The following is a 15,378-nucleotide window of genomic DNA, read 5'->3' as shown; positions in this document are numbered from 1 at the left end:
GGCGGCTCCGTCAAAAACGCGCTGGCCCGTCACGGCCGACAGATAGGCCTCGGCGCGCGCCTGGGGCAGCAGGGCCATCAGGGCGGAGCCTTCAGCAAGGGCAGTGTCGATGGCGGTCTCGACGGCTTGGAGGCGGATGGACAGGGTCTCGCCGATCGTCTGTCTCGACATGGTCTTTCTCCCCGTGACAGAAGCGTCACCGTCGGAAGCAACCACTCAGCAATCGCGTTTGCAATCCCTAGTTATCTTCGGCCAGCAGGAAGTTGGCGGTCAGGCTGGCGATCGGCTGGGCGGCGTCGTCCTGCCAGGCCTCGGCCAGGACGTGGGCGACACGGCGGCCGGCGCGCGAAATGCGGGCCCGGGCGCGTACGTCCTGGGGTCGCCCCGACCGAAGGTAGGACACGGTCACGTTGATCGGGCGCGGCAGGCGCAGACGAGGATAGACCAAGGCCACCTGCGCGATGGCCGTCATCTCCAGCAGGGCGGCGGTCGATCCGCCGTGCAGGGCCGGCAGCATGGGATCGCCGATCAGCCGGTCGGCGAACGGCATCACGACCGTCAGAAGGTCGCCCTCCATCTCGCCACGCAATCCCAGGAACCGGGCGTAGGGCAGGGTGTCCATCAGGGCGGTCATGCGGTGGCTCCGCGGCCGGCCTTCAGATTGGCCCCGATCCGGTGCGGGCTCGCTTGTGACAGGACATAGGTGGACTGGGCCGCCGCCACCGGGTCGTCCGGCGAGGTCTCGAACGCCCAGGCGCGGACGAAGGCGATGTTGGACGTCAGGCGGTAACAGATCGCCTCCGCAATCAGGTCCTCATGGGTGCGGGCGGCGCGCATGTAATCGACGCGCAGGTCCAGGGTGGCGATCGGCTGGAAGCCGCCGGCGGCGATCCAGACGGCCAGCCCGCCGATATGATCCAGCAGGGTCGTCACCAGCCCTCCGGCCAGGACGCCGGTCTCGGGATCGCCGACCAGATCCTCTCGCCACGGCACGCGAAGGCGCACGGTCCGGCCCTCGACGCCTTCCAGCCTGAAGCCCAGGGCCGAGGTGTGCGCCGCGCCACTGGCCAACTGGGGCAGGATGTCGGTCAGGAAGGGATCGGTCGGGCTCAGGTCGGGCGGGAACGGTTCGGTCATCCAGCCGTCCTTATCGGGCGCGGCCTTGCGCGCAAGCCCCGGATGGCTTGAGGTCCCTCGATGACGCGTTTTGAAGACCTGCTCAGGCCGACACCGGCGGGGCTGTATTGCCCGCCGGGGGATTTCTACATCGACCCGGTGCGCCCTGTGGACCGGGCGGTCGTGACCCACGGCCATTCCGACCACGCGCGGGCCGGGCACGGGGCGGTGCTGGCCACGCCCCAGACCCTGGCCATCATGGCCGAACGCTATGGCGAGGACTTCGCTGTGACCCGCCAGGCGGCCTCCTATGGGCTGAAGACGTCGATGGGCGGGGTCGATATCGAACTGGTCCCCGCCGGCCACGTGCTGGGCTCGGCCCAGGCGGTGGTGCGCTGGAAGGGGATCACCATGGTGGTCTCGGGCGACTACAAGCGCAGGCGCGATCCGACCTGCCTGCCGTTCGAGCCGGTGCCGTGCGACGTCTTCATCTCGGAGGCGACGTTCGGCCTGCCGGTCTTCGTGCATCCCCCGGACGGCGAGGAGGTGGCGCGGGTGGTACAGTCGCTGGGCCAGTTCCCGGACCGGGCCCACCTGATCGGAGCCTATGCGCTGGGCAAGGCGCAGCGGGTGATCCGGCTGTTGCGCGAGGCGGGCTGGGATCGGCCCATCTATGTCCACGGGGCGCTGGAGCGTCTCAACCGGCTGTACGAGCGCGAGGGTATCGACCTGGGCCCGATCCTGCCGGCGACGGGCTTGAAGAAGGACGCGCTCGGGGGCGAGGTCGCGATCGCTCCACCGTCGGCGATCCAGGACCGCTGGGCGCGACGGTTCGCCGATCCGGTGACGGCGTTCGCGTCGGGCTGGATGGGGGTGAGGGCGCGGGCGCGGCAGCGAGGTGTGGAACTGCCGCTGGTCATTTCCGACCACGCCGACTGGACCGAACTGACCGACACCTTCACCGAGTTGAAGCCCGAGGAAATCTGGATCACCCACGGGCGCGAGGAAGGCCTGCTGCGCTGGTGCGAAATCCACGGCCAGACGGCGCGTGCGCTAAGGCTGGTCGGGTATGACGAGGAGGATGAGGAAGTGGTGGCGGAGGAGGTCTGATTATCGCTCTGCCTGTCATGTATAATCGTCGTTCCGAGGAGTAGCCTCTCTCGCGATTGCAAGCAGCTGACGAAAATCGGCGCTACCGAGCAGAATCATCCCAATCGCCATAGGGGCCATCACGACCGGTTGTGTACCGACCAGTGTCGGCGCGATGACCGAACCGGCCAGACCAATGCCAGCGCTCCATGCCCTAAAGCGTGTTTTGTGCTGGAATGATCGCATGAGTGCTCGAGGACTTACGGGGTAAGCCCTGCTGACGGCGATCGCGATGGAATGAGGAGCCAAAAAATACATGCTCGCGAAAACCGCTGAAGCAAGAAGATAGTATCGAGGATCAGCAAACATGGAGAATCCGATCGCCCGTTTACAGGCTCCAACTTCTTCCTGAGCCGGTTGGATACATCGCTTAGGTGTCGGCCAAGCGTGCTGCTAAATCAAGCCGCGCGGACCCTGGACGGGGCGGGTTCGGCGACGGGCACCGGTTCGCCGGACAGGGCGGCGTTCATGGCCATGCGCAGGCGTTCGGGCTTGATGGGCTTTTCGACCACGGCGGCCATGCCGATGGCGAGATAGCCCCTGGCATCGTCGGGATCGGCGTTGGCGGTCAGGGCGATGATCGGGATCAGGCTCTCGGGGCCGGACAGGGCGCGGATGGCCTGGGTGCATTGGACGCCGTCCATGCGCGGCATCTTGATGTCCATGAGGATCAGGTCGAACGACCGCGACATGACGGCGTCGAGCGCCTCCAGCCCGTCTTCGGCCGTCTCGGACGAACAGCCGAACATCTCGCACAGAGCCTGGGCCACGACCCGGTTCGTCGCATTGTCGTCGACGATCAGGATATGCGGCGTGGCCTGGAGCTCGAGATCGTCCAGGGTCTGGACGTTCGACGGAGCCTCGACCTGGGGCACGGCGCGCACGGCATCGAAGTCGAAGGCGAAGGTGGCACCGCGACCGGCGTTGTTTTCGGCCCAGATGCGGCCGCCCATCCGGTCCACGACCTGGCGGCAGATCGACAGGCCCAGACCGGCGCCGTCAGGTCCGGAGCCGTGGACGAAGGGTTCGAAGATGGCGTCCACCTTGTCGGCATCGACGCCGGGTCCGTCGTCGCGGACGCGGGCCTGCATGTGGATCTGGTCGCCGTCGGCCCAGGCCTTGAGGCGGGCCTCGACCATGCCGTTGCGGGCGAACTTCAGCGCATTGCCGATCAGATTGTTGAACACCTGCTTCAGCCGCATCGGATCGATCTCGGCGGCCAGTTCGGTGTCGCCCTCATAGCCGATCATCAGGGTCACGCCGTCCTGGGACGCGCGCGGCGCCCACAGCTGTTCGACGTCGTCCATCAGGGCGCGCAAGGGGGTAGCAACCGGTGTCAATTCCAGCTCGCCGGCCTCGGCGCGAGACAGGTCCAGCGCGTCCTGAAGGATGCGGATCAGGGTCTCGGAGGAATCGACGATGGTCTGGACGTGGGCCTGGGCGGCGGGGTTCAGCGGCTGGCGGCGCAGCAGTTCGGCGACGGCGAGGACGCCGTTCATCGGGGTGCGCAGCTCGTGGCTCATGATGCCCAGGAACTGGCTCTTGGCGCGGGCCGAGGCGAGGGCCTGGGTCCTGGAATCGGTCAGGGCGTGGGCCTGGGCCTCCAGTTCGGCGTTCTGGAGCCGCTGCTGGTCATTGACGGCCTGGAGCAGGGACACGGCCGTGCCGACGCCGCTGTAACGGCCGTCGCGGGTGACGATGAAGCCACGCATCAGGGCTCCGGCACCGCCCTTCAGCATGATGTCGCAGAAGGCGTCGATGCGCACCCCCGCCTCGACCACGGCGGGCTCAGGATCCATGACATGGACGACCGTCCGGCCGGAATAGAGGGCATGGCCGAAGGGGCCGGCGATCTTGAGCAGGAAGGCATTGCGTTCGATGAGACCGATCGGGCGGCCGTCTTCGACCACCGGGATAACCAGGGTGTCGGGCTCGTCTCGGAACCGCACGAAGACATCGCTCGCCAATGTGGTGGGCGCGATGGGGTCCATGCGTTCTGTCAGGACTTCAATCGTCGGCATACTGGCCGCAACTCCGCTTTACCTGTGGACAGTAGGGGAGAAGCTTTTGCAGAAGGGTTAAGGCGGGCTATCAGCACAAGAATCGCCGTTTTTATGTCGCAATTGGCATCTTTTGCCTCGCCGCCGCAGTTGATGTAGAAGCCCCGGCTCGACCTTAACCACCCCCAGGCGACCCGGAATGCGCGCGGCCAGACGGCCGACCGCAGATTTGTCATGAGCGAAACCCAGCCCGTCTCTTCATCATCGGCTCTCGTCCTGTTCTCGGGCGGGCAGGACAGCGCGACCTGCCTGGCCTGGGCGCTGGAGCGGTATGAACGGGTCGAGACGGTCGGCTTCGACTATGGCCAGCGACATGCGGTGGAGATGGCGGCGCGGCTGACGGTGCGCGAGGCGATGGCACGGGCCCTGCCGGAGCTGGCGGGGCGGCTGGGGCCCGACCACGTCATCGATCTGACCGGCTTTGGAGCAATCGGCGAGACGGCCCTGACCAGCGAGCGGGCCATCGAGATCGACGCGCGGGGTCTGCCGACCACCTTCGTGCCGGGGCGCAACCTGGTATTTCTCAGCGTGGCGGCGGCGCTGGCGGACCGGCGCGGACTGGCGGTGCTGGTCGGGGGCATGTGCGAGACGGACTACTCGGGCTATCCGGACTGTCGGCGCACGACCATCGACGCCATGGCCAGGGCGCTCTCGCTGGGGCTGGACAAGCCCGTGCCGATCGAGACGCCGTTGATGGGTCTGAACAAGGCCCAGACCTGGGCCCTGGCGCACCAGATCGGCGGGCGGCGGCTGGTCGACCTGATCATCGAGGACAGCCACACCTGCTATCTGGGCGACCGCGAGCATCGCCATGTCTGGGGATACGGCTGCGGGACCTGCCCGGCCTGCGAGCTGAGGGCGGCCGGCTATGCCGAGTGGCGCGGCGGATGACCTATTCGGTCAAGGAGATCTTTCTGACGGTGCAGGGGGAGGGCGGCCAGGCGGGACGTCCGGCGGTCTTCCTGCGCTTTGCCGGCTGCAATCTGTGGAACGGGCTGGAGCGGGACCGGGCGGCGGCGGTCTGTTCGTTCTGCGACACCGATTTCGTCGGGGTGGACGGGGACGGGGGCGGCAAGTTTGCGGATGCCGAGGCCTTGGCCGACCACGTCGCCTCGAAGTGGCGGGGCCGCGAGGGTGATCCCATGCTGGTCGTCTGCACCGGGGGCGAGCCCCTGCTGCAACTCGACGCGACCCTGATCGCGGCGCTGAAAGCGCGGGGGTTCGACATCGCGGTGGAGACCAACGGTACGGTCGCGGCCCCCGACGGCATCGACTGGATCTGCGTCAGTCCCAAGGCCGATGCGCCGGTGGTCCAGACGACGGGGGCCGAGCTGAAGCTGGTCTATCCGCAAGCCGCCGCCATGCCCGACCGGTTCGAGCACCTGAACTTCGACCGGTTCTGGCTTCAGCCCATGGATGGACCGGATCAGGTGGCAAACACCGCCGCCGCCCTCGACTATTGCCTGAGCCACCCGAAATGGCGGCTCAGCGTCCAGACCCACAAATACATAGGCGTGCGTTGATGCCCTCCCTCACCAAGGCTGTTTTCGAGATCACCAAACAGGCGACCTTCGACGCCGCCCACCATTTCCCGAACGAACCCGAGGGCAGCATCTATCGCCGCGTCCACGGCCATTCCTTCACGGTCGAGGCGACGGTGCGATCCGAGACCCTGGACGACGAGCACGGCTGGGTCGCCGACCTGGGCGCGCTGGACAGGGCGCTGAAGACGGCGGCGGGGATGCTGGACCACGGGATGCTGAACGACCATCCGGGGCTGGAACTGCCCAGCCTGGAGAAACTGTGCCTGTGGTTCGCGGAGCAGCTGCAGCCGGAATGGCCGGGCCTGGCGCGCATCAAGGTCGCGCGGCCTACGATCAATGAAAGCTGCGTGCTGAGCTTGTAGGCTCTCAGCCACCACCAAACCGGCGGCGGATGATCGGGATCAGCTTGTCGTCGTCGGGACCGCAGGCTGCCTTTACGGCGGCCCATTCGGTGGGGGTGAGCGAGGCACCGCCGGGGCGTTCGGCGGCGCGGGCGACGCGGGCCCGACGCACCGAGTCCGGGTGGGTCGAGGCGAACTCGGCGACGCGGGACAGGTCGTCATCCCTCGCGCGCGCGGCCTCGCCGCCCAGGCGGGCGAAGAAGCTGGCCATGCCGCGTGATGACAGACTCTGGGCGTGGAGCAGTTCTTGACCCCGGGCGTCGGCTTCGCTCTCGGCGGCGCGACCATAGCGGAGGTCGGTGGCCTGACCGGCGAGCAGGACGGCCTGCTGGCCCGCACCTGATCCGCCGCCGACGACGGCGTCGAGCAACAGGCCGATGCCCAGGCTGCGCCATACCGCCTGCATGACGTGGCGCTTTTCGATGTGGGAGACCTCGTGGGCGATGACGGCGGACAGTTCGTCGGGGTTTTTCGCGTCACGGATCAGGTCGTCGGTGATCAGGATCGGTCCGCCGGGCAGGGCGAAGGCGTTGACCATCGGTGCCTTCACCGCCCGCACCCGCACGTCGAACGGGGTGTCGGTGCCGGACGCCAGGCGATCGCCCAGGGCGTCGAGGGCCTGCTGGCCCGGACGGCCCTCGCAGGTCTTGAAGACGACACCCAGCTGATTGTCGAAGTTGCGGCCCATTCCGACCTCGAACGACGGCGGGGTGGCGCGGGCCAGGGGACCGGACAGGGCCGGAATGCCGAAGAAGACAAAGCCGACCGTCGCCGCCGCGAACACGGCCAGTCCGACCGCGAGCCGGGTCTCGATGGTTCGACGTCGCCGGGACAGGACCTTGGTATGGGTGCCGCCCAGGCCCTCCCAGTCGGCGCGGTTCAGGATCAGGCGGGCGTCGCGGTCGGATCGATGCGAGAGGCGGGCCTGATCGCCCTCGACCACGACCTCCAGCCCCTTGAAGGGCCAGGACAGGATGCGGTCGCCGGCGACGACGTGGACGCCCGCCGCGTCGATCTCGACATCGGCGTCGACGGCGCGGGCACTGCGCCCGTCGAGAAAGCGGGCGTCCATCCGGTCAGATCAGCGAGAAGCCGAAGGCGTCGGCCAGGCCTTCGCCAGATTGCGGCCCGGTGCCGGTCTGAAGCGCCTCGTCGACCTGGGCCGTGCCCGTCGAGCTCAGCCGCTGGACCAGGAAATGGGCCGTGCGGGCCTGGACCCAGGGCATGGCGAAGCCCAAGGTAATCAGCAGGAAGAACAGGTTGACGATCATCAGCCACCACAGGGGCAGGGCCTTGACGTCGATCCGGAAGGTGGCGTCGTCGATGCCGACCCCGGCCGTGATCGAACGCAGCATGGCGGCGTAGTAGGGCGACCAGATCAGCAGCAGGATCGGCGCGAAGGCCAGGAGCACCGCGTAGATGATCATCACCATCGCGAGCTCCGGCATGGGTTGATCGTTCGAGGCGAGAGCGTTCGGACTGCCATAGGCTCCCGAGGCCACGCCGATCGCGACGATCACGCCGATGAAAAGGAAATAGGGGACGATGGTCAGGAACCAGCCCAGGGCGAACGCGCCGTAGACACCCTCACGCTCCGACCGCTGCATGTTGAAGCGGAATTTGCGGTCGCCGAACTTTAGATCGCGCCAGAGCGATTCCGCCAGGCTGCGCTCGCCGGCCGGCCCGTACCAGCCGGCGGTGATGCCGGTCAGCAGCAGGACGCCCAGGTACTTCCAGCCGAAATTGGTCGCCGATCCCCCGAGCCTGAAGCGGATGCCGCGCCAGGTCGTGCGGCTGGCCATGTAGCGATAGGCGGTGAAGACGCCGAAGCCGACGAGCCAGAACAGGAAGATGTAAAGCGGCAGGATCAGCAGGGGCGCGATCATCGGCCCCAGGAACTGGATGGCGAAGATGATCAGCAGAAACGGAAGCCCCAGCACCAGCAGGGCCAGCAGGAAGCCGATGAACAGCTCCTTGCCGCGTCCGGTGTATTCGAAGGCGTCGCCGTTCAGCCGGATACCCTGCCAGACGCGCCGACGCACCTCGGTCTTTCCCCAGAACCGCCAAAGGGTCAGGGTGACGAGGTTGAGCAGGCCGTTCTTGAGGCTGAGCCCGATGAAGGACGAGGGGATCAGGGTGGTGTCGAACACCAGGGCCTGTCCACCGCCGGCCGTCGTCGGACCTGTCGGCTGGGGCGCGCCGGGCGTGTCTTCAGGCGCGGGCGAAAGGCCGGGCGGCGGCGTGTCGGTCATGGAAGTCCCCCTGTGGAAGGGAGGCTAGCCCAGCCTGTGCGACAAGCGCAACCACAGGCGGCATGACCAAACGGGTCAGCAGCGGCGGCCGCGGGCCTCGCGCTCACGGCAACGGCGTTGTTCGCGTTCCCAGTCGCGCTGTTCGCGCTCGCGGCGGGCGCGGGTTTCCTCGTCGGAGGTGGTGACGGCGTCGATGCCGGCCCCGGCGACGCCACCGACGACCTTGGCACCCGTCCCGACCACAGCCCCGGCCGTGCCCACGACCGCGCCGACGACGCAGCCCTGAAGCATCAGGGCACCGCCCAAGACGGCGGCGAGGGCGCTGGCCCGCGAAAGGTGGATCATGGCTGGTTCTCCCGAGACCGTAGGGTTAACCGCCAAATGGTGAACGGAGCCTGAAATCAGGCCGGCACGGTCGCCGTCGGCAGGCGGTAGTCCTTCATGCGCTCGCGGATCAGCTTCTTGTCGACCTTGCCGGTGGCCCCCAGGGGGATGTCGTCGACGAAGACGACGTCGTCGGGCATCCACCATTTGGCGATCTTGCCGACCAGGAAGTCGAGGTGCTCCTGCTTGTCCTGGGTCTCGCCGGGCTTGAGCTTGACGATCAGGACGGGGCGTTCGTCCCATTTCGGATGGGCCGCGCCGATGACGGCGGCAAGCTCGACCTTGGGGTGGCCCACGGCGATGTTCTCGATGTCGATCGAGGAGATCCATTCGCCGCCGGACTTGATCACGTCCTTGGCGCGGTCGGTGATCTGCATGAAGCCCTGTTCGTCGACGGTCGAGACGTCGCCGGTGTCGAAGAAGCCCTCGACGTCGAGGATGCTCTCGTCCGAGCGGAAATAGGCGCCCGCGATGGTCGGGCCCTTGATCATCAGCCGCCCGTAGGTGTGGCCGTCGTGGGGCAGTTCCTGACCGGCGTAGTTCTTGAGCTTGAGCTCGACGCCCAGGGGCGGGGTGCCCTGCTTGATCCGCCACTTCATCTGCTCGTCATAGGGCAGGGCGAGGATTTCCGGCGTCATGTTGGACAGGGTGCCGATCGGCGAGGTCTCGGTCATGCCCCAGCCCTGAAGCACCTCGATGCCGAACTCGTCGTTGAAGGCGCGGATCAGGCTCTCGGGCACGGCTGAGCCGCCGATCAGGACCCGTTTGACGGTGGGAATGCGCAGGCCGTTGTCGCGCAGATGGGTCAGCAACCCCTGCCAGACGGTCGGCACGGCGGCCGAGAAGGTGACGCCCTCCGACACGATCAGCTCATAGATCGAAGCGCCGTCCATCTTGGCACCCGGCATGACCAGTTTCGATCCTGCCGCCGGTCCACCGAAGGCGATGCCCCAGGCGTTGGCGTGGAACATCGGCACGACCGGAAGGATGACCTCGCTCGGCGTGGCCCCCAGCACCGTCGATTGCAGGCCCAGCAGGGTGTGGATGAAGTTCGACCGGTGCGAATACAGGACGCCCTTGGGGTTTCCGGTCGTGCCCGAGGTGTAGCACAGGCCACAGGCGGTCTTCTCGTCGAAGTCGCCCCAGACGACGTCGTCGGACGCATCGGACAGCACGGCCTCATAGCATTCCGCCTTGGGCAGTTTGGTCGCGGGCATGGTCCATTCGTCGGTCATGACGATGACCCGCTCGACCTTGGGGCAGTGCGGCAGGATGGCTTCGAGCAGGGGCACGAAGGTCAGGTCGACGAAGATCATCCGGTCTTCGGCGTGGTTGATGATGTAGATCAGCTGTTCGGGGAACAGGCGCGGGTTCAGGGTGTGGCAGACCGCCCCGATGCCCATGATGCCGTACCAGGCCTCGATGTGCTTGCCGGTGTTCCAGGCCAGGGTGGCGATCCGGTCGCCGGGCAGGACGCCCCAGCCCAGCAGGACGTTCGAGACGCGTTTGGCCCGGCCGTGGATCTCGGCGTAGGTCGTTCGGACGATGGGGCCCTCGACCGAGCGGGTCACGACCTCGCGGTGGCCGTGCCAGTTCTTGGCGTGATCGAGAATCCTGTCGACCGTCAGCGGCCAGTCCTGCATCAATCCGAGCATCTGCACTTCCTCGTTTGCACCGGCTGATCGCGGCGCTTGAGACCAAGCTAATCAGGTGATCGGCGTTAAGCAACGTGACGCAGGGGCAGGGAACAGGCAGCAGGGAACGGGCAACAGGGGATCATCGTGAGAATCCGGCGGGTGACGCATGGACGACGTCGTCCCTGTTGCCTACTGCCTGTTCCCTGTTGCCAATCGGAGCTCCCATGACCGTCCTGATCGCGATCACCGGAGGCTCGGGCTCGGGCAAGAGCACATTGGCGGAAACCCTGGTCGCCGTTCTACCCCCGGGCGCGGCCGTTCTGGTGCGCGAGGACTCCTACTATCGCGATGCGGCCAGCCTGCCGGATTTCGACGCGGCGACCTTTGACTTCGACGACGTGGCGGCGCGCGACCACGACCTGATGATCGCCGACCTGAAGCGGCTCAAGGCGGGCAAGCCGGTGACGGCCCCGGTCTATTCCTTCATCCACCATGGGCGCGAGCCGGACGGGGAGCCGATCGCGGCGTCCGAGGTGGTGATCGTGGAAGGAACGCACGTCCTGTGTACCGCCGAACTGACCGCCCTGTTCGACATCCGGGTCTTCGTCGATACCCCGGCCGACATCCGCTTCATTCGCCGTTTGCTGCGCGATCAGTCCGAGCGAGGGCGGACGGCCGAGTCGGTCATCCACCAGTATCTGGCCACGGTCCGGCCGGGTCATGAGCGACTGACGGAGCCGTCGAAGACTCATGCCGACTTCATCGTCGCCGACGCGACGGCGGCGGTGCGGCTGGATGATCCCCAGGCGGTGGTGCGGCTGGCGGCACCGGTGTTGGCGCATCCGCTGCTGGCGGCCCTGCTGGCGCGATAGGCACCCGGCGGGATCGCCCGCGAGAGCGATGTTTTGCAAGCGCGGCCAAGCTTGGAGTATCAAGCAAAGCCATGACCGCCCAATCCCCCCTTGCCCCTGTCGCCGTCCCCGATCCCGACCCCCGGTGCCAGGTGGTCCTGAGGGCGGCGCGGCGGGCCTTCATGACCCAGGGCTATGCCGCCACCCGCATGGAGCCGATCGCGCGCGAGGCGGGCGTGTCGACGGCGACCCTGTATCTCTACTTTCCGTCCAAGGCCGATCTGTTCGCGGCCGTCATCGAGGACGCGGGCCGGGATTTCTCGCGCCAGATGGAATGCGTCCGCGCGTCCTCCGGCCCGGCGCGACACCAGTTGACCCATTTCATGACGGCCTATGCCGGGTTCATGGCCGATCCGTTCGTTCGCTCGGTGTTCCGGCTGGTGATGGCCGAACGGCCCCGGTTTCGCGACACGGCCATGGCCTTCTTCGAGCGGGGCCGCAGCGACTTCGGCGGTCCCTTGATCCGGGCCCTGAAAGATCTCGACAGCGCGGGAGAGCTGAAGGTCGCCAAGCCGTCCTGGGCGGCCGGCCAGCTGATGGGGATGGTCGAACATCCGATCTTCTTCATGCCGCTGGTCACCGGCGATGAGATCATGGCGTCCCGGTCGATCGATCAGATCGTCGATGACGCCGTCGAGACCTTCATGGCGCGCTATCGCGCCGACTAGGTCGGCAGCACCGTCAGCAGGGTGCGGACCACGTGGTCCTGGGCGTCGCGCGAGATCGACCCGTCGATCGGCAAGCGCAGCAGGGTCCGGGATGCCCGGACGGTGACATCGTCCGGGCCGCTGAGCCGACCGTAACGCAGCCCCGCCGGTGTCAGGTGCAGGGGTTGGTAATGGGTCGTCACCTCTACCCCGACCCGCGCCATGTCCGCTTTCAGAACATCACGCGCCGCCTGGTCGGTGGTTCGCATATGGTAGATGTGGCCGTTGTGGCCGGCTGCTGCGGGGATGTCGGGCAGCACGAGGTGCCTGTCGACGCCGGCAGCACGCAGTTGTTGGTCGTAGTGGTTCCAGGCGGCGACCCGTCGCGCCGTTCTGGTCGGTTCGTTGCGCAGGGCGGCGTCCAGCAGTGCGGCGGTGATCTCCGACGGCAGGAAGGACGATCCCACGGTCTGCCATTCATAGGCGGCGACCTCGCCCCGGCCAAAACGGACCCGGTCGGTGCCCTTTTCCCAGAGCATTTCGGCGCGCGCCGAATGCTCGGGCGACTTGACCAGCAGGGCACCACCCTCGCCACAACTGATGTTCTTGGACGCGTGGAAGCTGAAGGTGCCGATGTCGCCGATGCCGCCCAGCGCCTGGCCGCGCCAGCTCGCGCCGACGGCCTGGGCCGCATCCTCGACCAGGGCCAGACCGTGACGGTCGCACAGGGCCTGAAGAGCCTCCATATCGCAGCCGACGCCCGCATAGTGGACGCAAAAGATTGCCCGTGTGCGATCGGTCACGGCCTCGGCGGCCAGATCGACATTGATGTTCAGCGTATCGGACATCACGTCCACGAAGACAGGCACCGCACCGCGCAGCACGACCGCATTGGCCGTCGAGGCGAAGGTCCAGGAGGGCATGATGACCTCGTCGCCCGGCTCCAGGTCCAGCAGCAGGGAGGCCATCTCAAGCGCCCCGGTACAGGAATGGGTGGCCAGGGCGCGGGTGCCCGGGACCATGGCCTCGAGGCGTGCATGGCAGCGCGCAGTGAAGGTGCCGTTTCCGGCATGATGGTCGCCGTGCAGGGCCTCCATCACGGCGGCGGCCTCATCCGCGAGGATGTTGGACTTCGAGAACTTGATCTGCCGATCCGGCGCCGCCGTGAAAACGGGCAGCGGGCGGGGTGGGGTGATCGGAGGAACGACGAGGTGGGGCATGGCTCAGTGCTCGCCGGAAAGCTGCCGACGTAGCGCCTGACCCGGTGCCGGATCCACGAGCTCGGCGACGATGTAACGACGCGCGATATCCAGAGGCCCGCGATTGCCGCCGTCCGGCCCCGAAACGCTGGTCAGGATCCGGAACCCCAGACGCGTGAACACATCGTCGAGGAAGGCTTTGGACAGCCAGTGAAAGCGCGTGTCCGGTTGCAGGCTGAAGGCTGAGTGGCGTCCAGTGTCGCGAATCATCCGGTCCCAGCCGCTCTGGGTGTCGGCGTCGCCGAAGGTGGCGGCGAATCGCCCACCAACCCTGAGTGAATTTGCCGCACTCACCAGGTAGGCGAGGGTCGCCTGGAAATCCATCATGAGGAAAACGTCGACGGCGAAGAACAGATCGACCTTGCCGACCTCGGGGCTGATCGCGGTCAGCAAACCATCGTTGGAGGTCCAGTCGATGGGGCGCCCGTCCAGCCGACCCGATGCCACCGCCGCCGCGCATCGCTGATTCATCGACTCTAGCAGGGCGGGACTCAGCTCGAAGGCGATAAGCTTTGCCATACTGCGATCTAGCAGCATCTCGGTGTATTTTCCCGAGCCCGGACCGATCTCGACGATCGAACGCCAGGGTTGTCCGGGCGGCGGTTCGAGAAGGGTCGAGTAGGTGGCCTCACGCACCTCGGCGGTGACCCATTCATCGCCCGGCCACTGAAATTTTCCGCCGTCCGCCGCGCGCCGTCCGGGGAAATCGCGGACGACATAATCGTCGAAAAAGGCGCGCATATCCTGGACGTCTACGCTGGGCATCGGATGGTCCCCCCCCCGGGAAAAAGATCGACGAACAAGGCACTTACAGCCATAGCGGCTGGGATGACAGGGTTCGATATCATTGGCGATCTGGCCACGGACAATGATGTCCTGAAAGGCACGGTCGACCTTGCGCGCCGGCCCATCGACCGGATTCGCGTCGATCAACATGCGGCCCGGGAAACGACAGAACTGGTCGTGGGGCGCCTGCGGGACGTTCTGGTTACCAGCTACTACCTTTCGGTCCATGTCGAGAGCCACCGGCTGCTCATCAACCAGAGCTATTTCGATATCGTCCGCTGGTTTCCCGACATGCGGCCGATGGTCGATGGCGACGAGTTTCGGTTAATTGCAAACCCGCGGACCATCGAAGGCCCGCATGTAGTGATCGGAGGACCCGTCGACGGGGTCTGGTACCACTGGCTGGTCAACTGGTGCGCGCGGCTGCTGATCTTGAAGCAGCTCAGGCCCGACATCTTCGACGACCCTTCGGTGCGGTTCCTGATCGACGTCGCGGCGTCGAAGCCGCCCTTTATCGATCTGGTAAGGGCCATGGGGGTGGACGAAAACCGCATCACGTTCGTTAGCGAGAGCGGCGAAGACGTCCTGGTCAAGGACGCGATCCTGGTCAGCTTTCCGGACCAGCGCTTCCTCTATCCCGATCTGGTGAGGGATTTCGCAGCGGCGGTGCGACAGGCCTTCGACGTGGCGACCGTCGAGCCGGCCAAGCCTTCGATGATCGCTTCGTGGCTGGGTCGGCGCCCGGCTTCAGCGCTGCGCGGCGGACGACGGATATTCACCAGCCGGCAGGCGTTTCCGAACCCCAAACGGCGCATCCATAATTTCGAGGCCGTAGCCGAGGTTCTGAACCGGTTCGGCTTCGAGATCGTCAATCTGGCCGAGCTGTCGGCGCGTGATCAGGTGGAGATGTTCGCGGCGGCCGAGTTCGTCGTCGGGGTGCATGGCTCGGACCTGGCCGACCTGATGTTCTGTTCGCCGGGCGCCCAGGTGCTGGTCATCGAGAACCAGCGCAATGTGACCATGGGAATCGCGGCGTCGCTGGATGTCCTGTGCCAGATCGTCTCGGCCCGGTACCACCACATGATCGTGGAAGAGGCCATCGACCCCGACGCCGACTATGCGAGCTTCACCGACGAGCACAATCGCGACGTCATCGTGCCGCCCGACGCCCTCGAGCGCGAATTGCAGGCCATGGGCTGCCTCCCGCTCGACGAGAGCTAAGGCAGGTCCAA

The 15,378-nt window shown here is 66.7% G+C and carries 16 protein-coding genes; 7 read left to right on the top strand and 9 right to left on the bottom strand.

Features of this window, described 5'->3' with window-relative positions:
• Positions 1–238 precede the first annotated feature (238 nt).
• Positions 239–634, bottom strand: coding sequence for a PaaI family thioesterase (locus ACILQR_RS05090; RefSeq protein WP_395650401.1), 396 nt, complete (start codon positions 632–634; stop codon positions 239–241).
• Positions 631–1,137, bottom strand: coding sequence for a PaaI family thioesterase (locus ACILQR_RS05085; RefSeq protein WP_395650400.1), 507 nt, complete (start codon positions 1,135–1,137; stop codon positions 631–633). Before ACILQR_RS05085 ends, ACILQR_RS05090 begins: the two co-directional genes overlap by 4 nt.
• 60 nt (positions 1,138–1,197) lie before the next feature.
• On the opposite strand from ACILQR_RS05085, the gene ACILQR_RS05080 reads away from it, so the two are divergent.
• The gene (locus ACILQR_RS05080; protein ID WP_395650399.1) at positions 1,198–2,226 is read left to right on the top strand and encodes a ligase-associated DNA damage response exonuclease; all 1,029 of its coding nucleotides are present in this window, start codon (positions 1,198–1,200) and stop codon (positions 2,224–2,226) included.
• 437 nt (positions 2,227–2,663) lie between these two features.
• Here the strand turns inward: ACILQR_RS05080 and ACILQR_RS05075 are convergent, their stop codons facing one another.
• The gene (locus tag ACILQR_RS05075) at positions 2,664–4,286 is read right to left on the bottom strand and encodes a response regulator (protein WP_395650398.1); all 1,623 of its coding nucleotides are present in this window, start codon (positions 4,284–4,286) and stop codon (positions 2,664–2,666) included.
• A 213-nt stretch (positions 4,287–4,499) separates the two neighbouring features.
• Between ACILQR_RS05075 and queC the strand changes: the two genes are divergently transcribed.
• The 3 genes from queC to ACILQR_RS05060 are packed head-to-tail and all read left to right on the top strand — an operon-like array spanning position 4,500 to position 6,231.
• Positions 4,500–5,216, top strand: a complete 717-nt coding sequence (queC, locus tag ACILQR_RS05070) for a 7-cyano-7-deazaguanine synthase QueC (RefSeq protein ID WP_395650397.1) — start codon at positions 4,500–4,502, stop codon at positions 5,214–5,216.
• Positions 5,213–5,848 (top strand): 7-carboxy-7-deazaguanine synthase, encoded by a 636-nt coding sequence (gene queE / locus ACILQR_RS05065; RefSeq protein WP_395650396.1) that lies wholly within the window; start codon positions 5,213–5,215, stop codon positions 5,846–5,848. The genes queC and queE overlap by 4 nt, the downstream gene beginning before the upstream one ends.
• Positions 5,848–6,231, top strand: coding sequence for a 6-pyruvoyl trahydropterin synthase family protein (locus tag ACILQR_RS05060; RefSeq protein ID WP_395650395.1), 384 nt, complete (start codon positions 5,848–5,850; stop codon positions 6,229–6,231). Before queE ends, ACILQR_RS05060 begins: the two co-directional genes overlap by 1 nt.
• 4 nt (positions 6,232–6,235) lie before the next feature.
• Here the strand turns inward: ACILQR_RS05060 and ACILQR_RS05055 are convergent, their stop codons facing one another.
• The 4 genes from ACILQR_RS05055 to ACILQR_RS05040 all read right to left on the bottom strand — a co-directional run bounded on the left by ACILQR_RS05055 (position 6,236) and on the right by ACILQR_RS05040 (position 10,561).
• Entirely contained in the window at positions 6,236–7,342 is a 1,107-nt protein-coding gene (locus tag ACILQR_RS05055; protein ID WP_395650394.1) for a M48 family metallopeptidase, read from the bottom strand.
• Positions 7,343–7,346: 4 nt separating this feature from the next.
• Complete coding sequence (locus ACILQR_RS05050; RefSeq protein WP_395650393.1) at positions 7,347–8,522, bottom strand: YjgN family protein; 1,176 nt, start codon at positions 8,520–8,522, stop codon at positions 7,347–7,349.
• Between the two features lie 75 nt (positions 8,523–8,597).
• Complete coding sequence (locus ACILQR_RS05045) at positions 8,598–8,867, bottom strand: hypothetical protein (RefSeq protein ID WP_271144775.1); 270 nt, start codon at positions 8,865–8,867, stop codon at positions 8,598–8,600.
• 56 nt (positions 8,868–8,923) lie between these two features.
• Positions 8,924–10,561: a long-chain-fatty-acid--CoA ligase gene (locus ACILQR_RS05040; protein WP_395650392.1), complete on the bottom strand. Its 1,638-nt coding sequence runs from the start codon at positions 10,559–10,561 to the stop codon at positions 8,924–8,926.
• A 206-nt stretch (positions 10,562–10,767) separates the two neighbouring features.
• On the opposite strand from ACILQR_RS05040, the gene udk reads away from it, so the two are divergent.
• Both udk and ACILQR_RS05030 read left to right on the top strand, forming a co-directional pair.
• Positions 10,768–11,415 carry a uridine kinase gene (gene udk, locus ACILQR_RS05035; RefSeq protein ID WP_395650391.1) on the top strand — a complete coding sequence of 216 codons (648 nt, stop codon included), beginning with the start codon at positions 10,768–10,770 and terminating at the stop codon, positions 11,413–11,415.
• 71 nt (positions 11,416–11,486) lie between these two features.
• Positions 11,487–12,122, top strand: coding sequence for a TetR/AcrR family transcriptional regulator C-terminal domain-containing protein (locus ACILQR_RS05030; protein WP_395650390.1), 636 nt, complete (start codon positions 11,487–11,489; stop codon positions 12,120–12,122).
• Here the strand turns inward: ACILQR_RS05030 and rffA are convergent.
• Together rffA and ACILQR_RS05020 are read right to left on the bottom strand one after the other, a co-directional pair.
• Positions 12,119–13,321, bottom strand: a complete 1,203-nt coding sequence (rffA, locus tag ACILQR_RS05025; protein WP_395650389.1) for a dTDP-4-amino-4,6-dideoxygalactose transaminase — start codon at positions 13,319–13,321, stop codon at positions 12,119–12,121. The two genes, ACILQR_RS05030 and rffA, sit on opposite strands and share 4 nt — an antisense overlap.
• A gap of 3 nt (positions 13,322–13,324) precedes the next feature.
• Positions 13,325–14,296, bottom strand: coding sequence for a class I SAM-dependent methyltransferase (locus ACILQR_RS05020; protein WP_395650388.1), 972 nt, complete (start codon positions 14,294–14,296; stop codon positions 13,325–13,327).
• A gap of 27 nt (positions 14,297–14,323) precedes the next feature.
• On the opposite strand from ACILQR_RS05020, the gene ACILQR_RS05015 reads away from it, so the two are divergent.
• Positions 14,324–15,367, top strand: coding sequence for a glycosyltransferase family 61 protein (locus ACILQR_RS05015; protein WP_395650387.1), 1,044 nt, complete (start codon positions 14,324–14,326; stop codon positions 15,365–15,367).
• Positions 15,368–15,378: the final 11 nt, after the last annotated feature.

It is taken from the genome of Brevundimonas sp., from assembly GCF_044239655.1.
GTDB lineage: Bacteria > Pseudomonadota > Alphaproteobacteria > Caulobacterales > Caulobacteraceae > Brevundimonas.
Note: the sequence above shows the minus strand (reverse complement) of the source record. Positions and strands in the feature narration are given on the sequence as shown.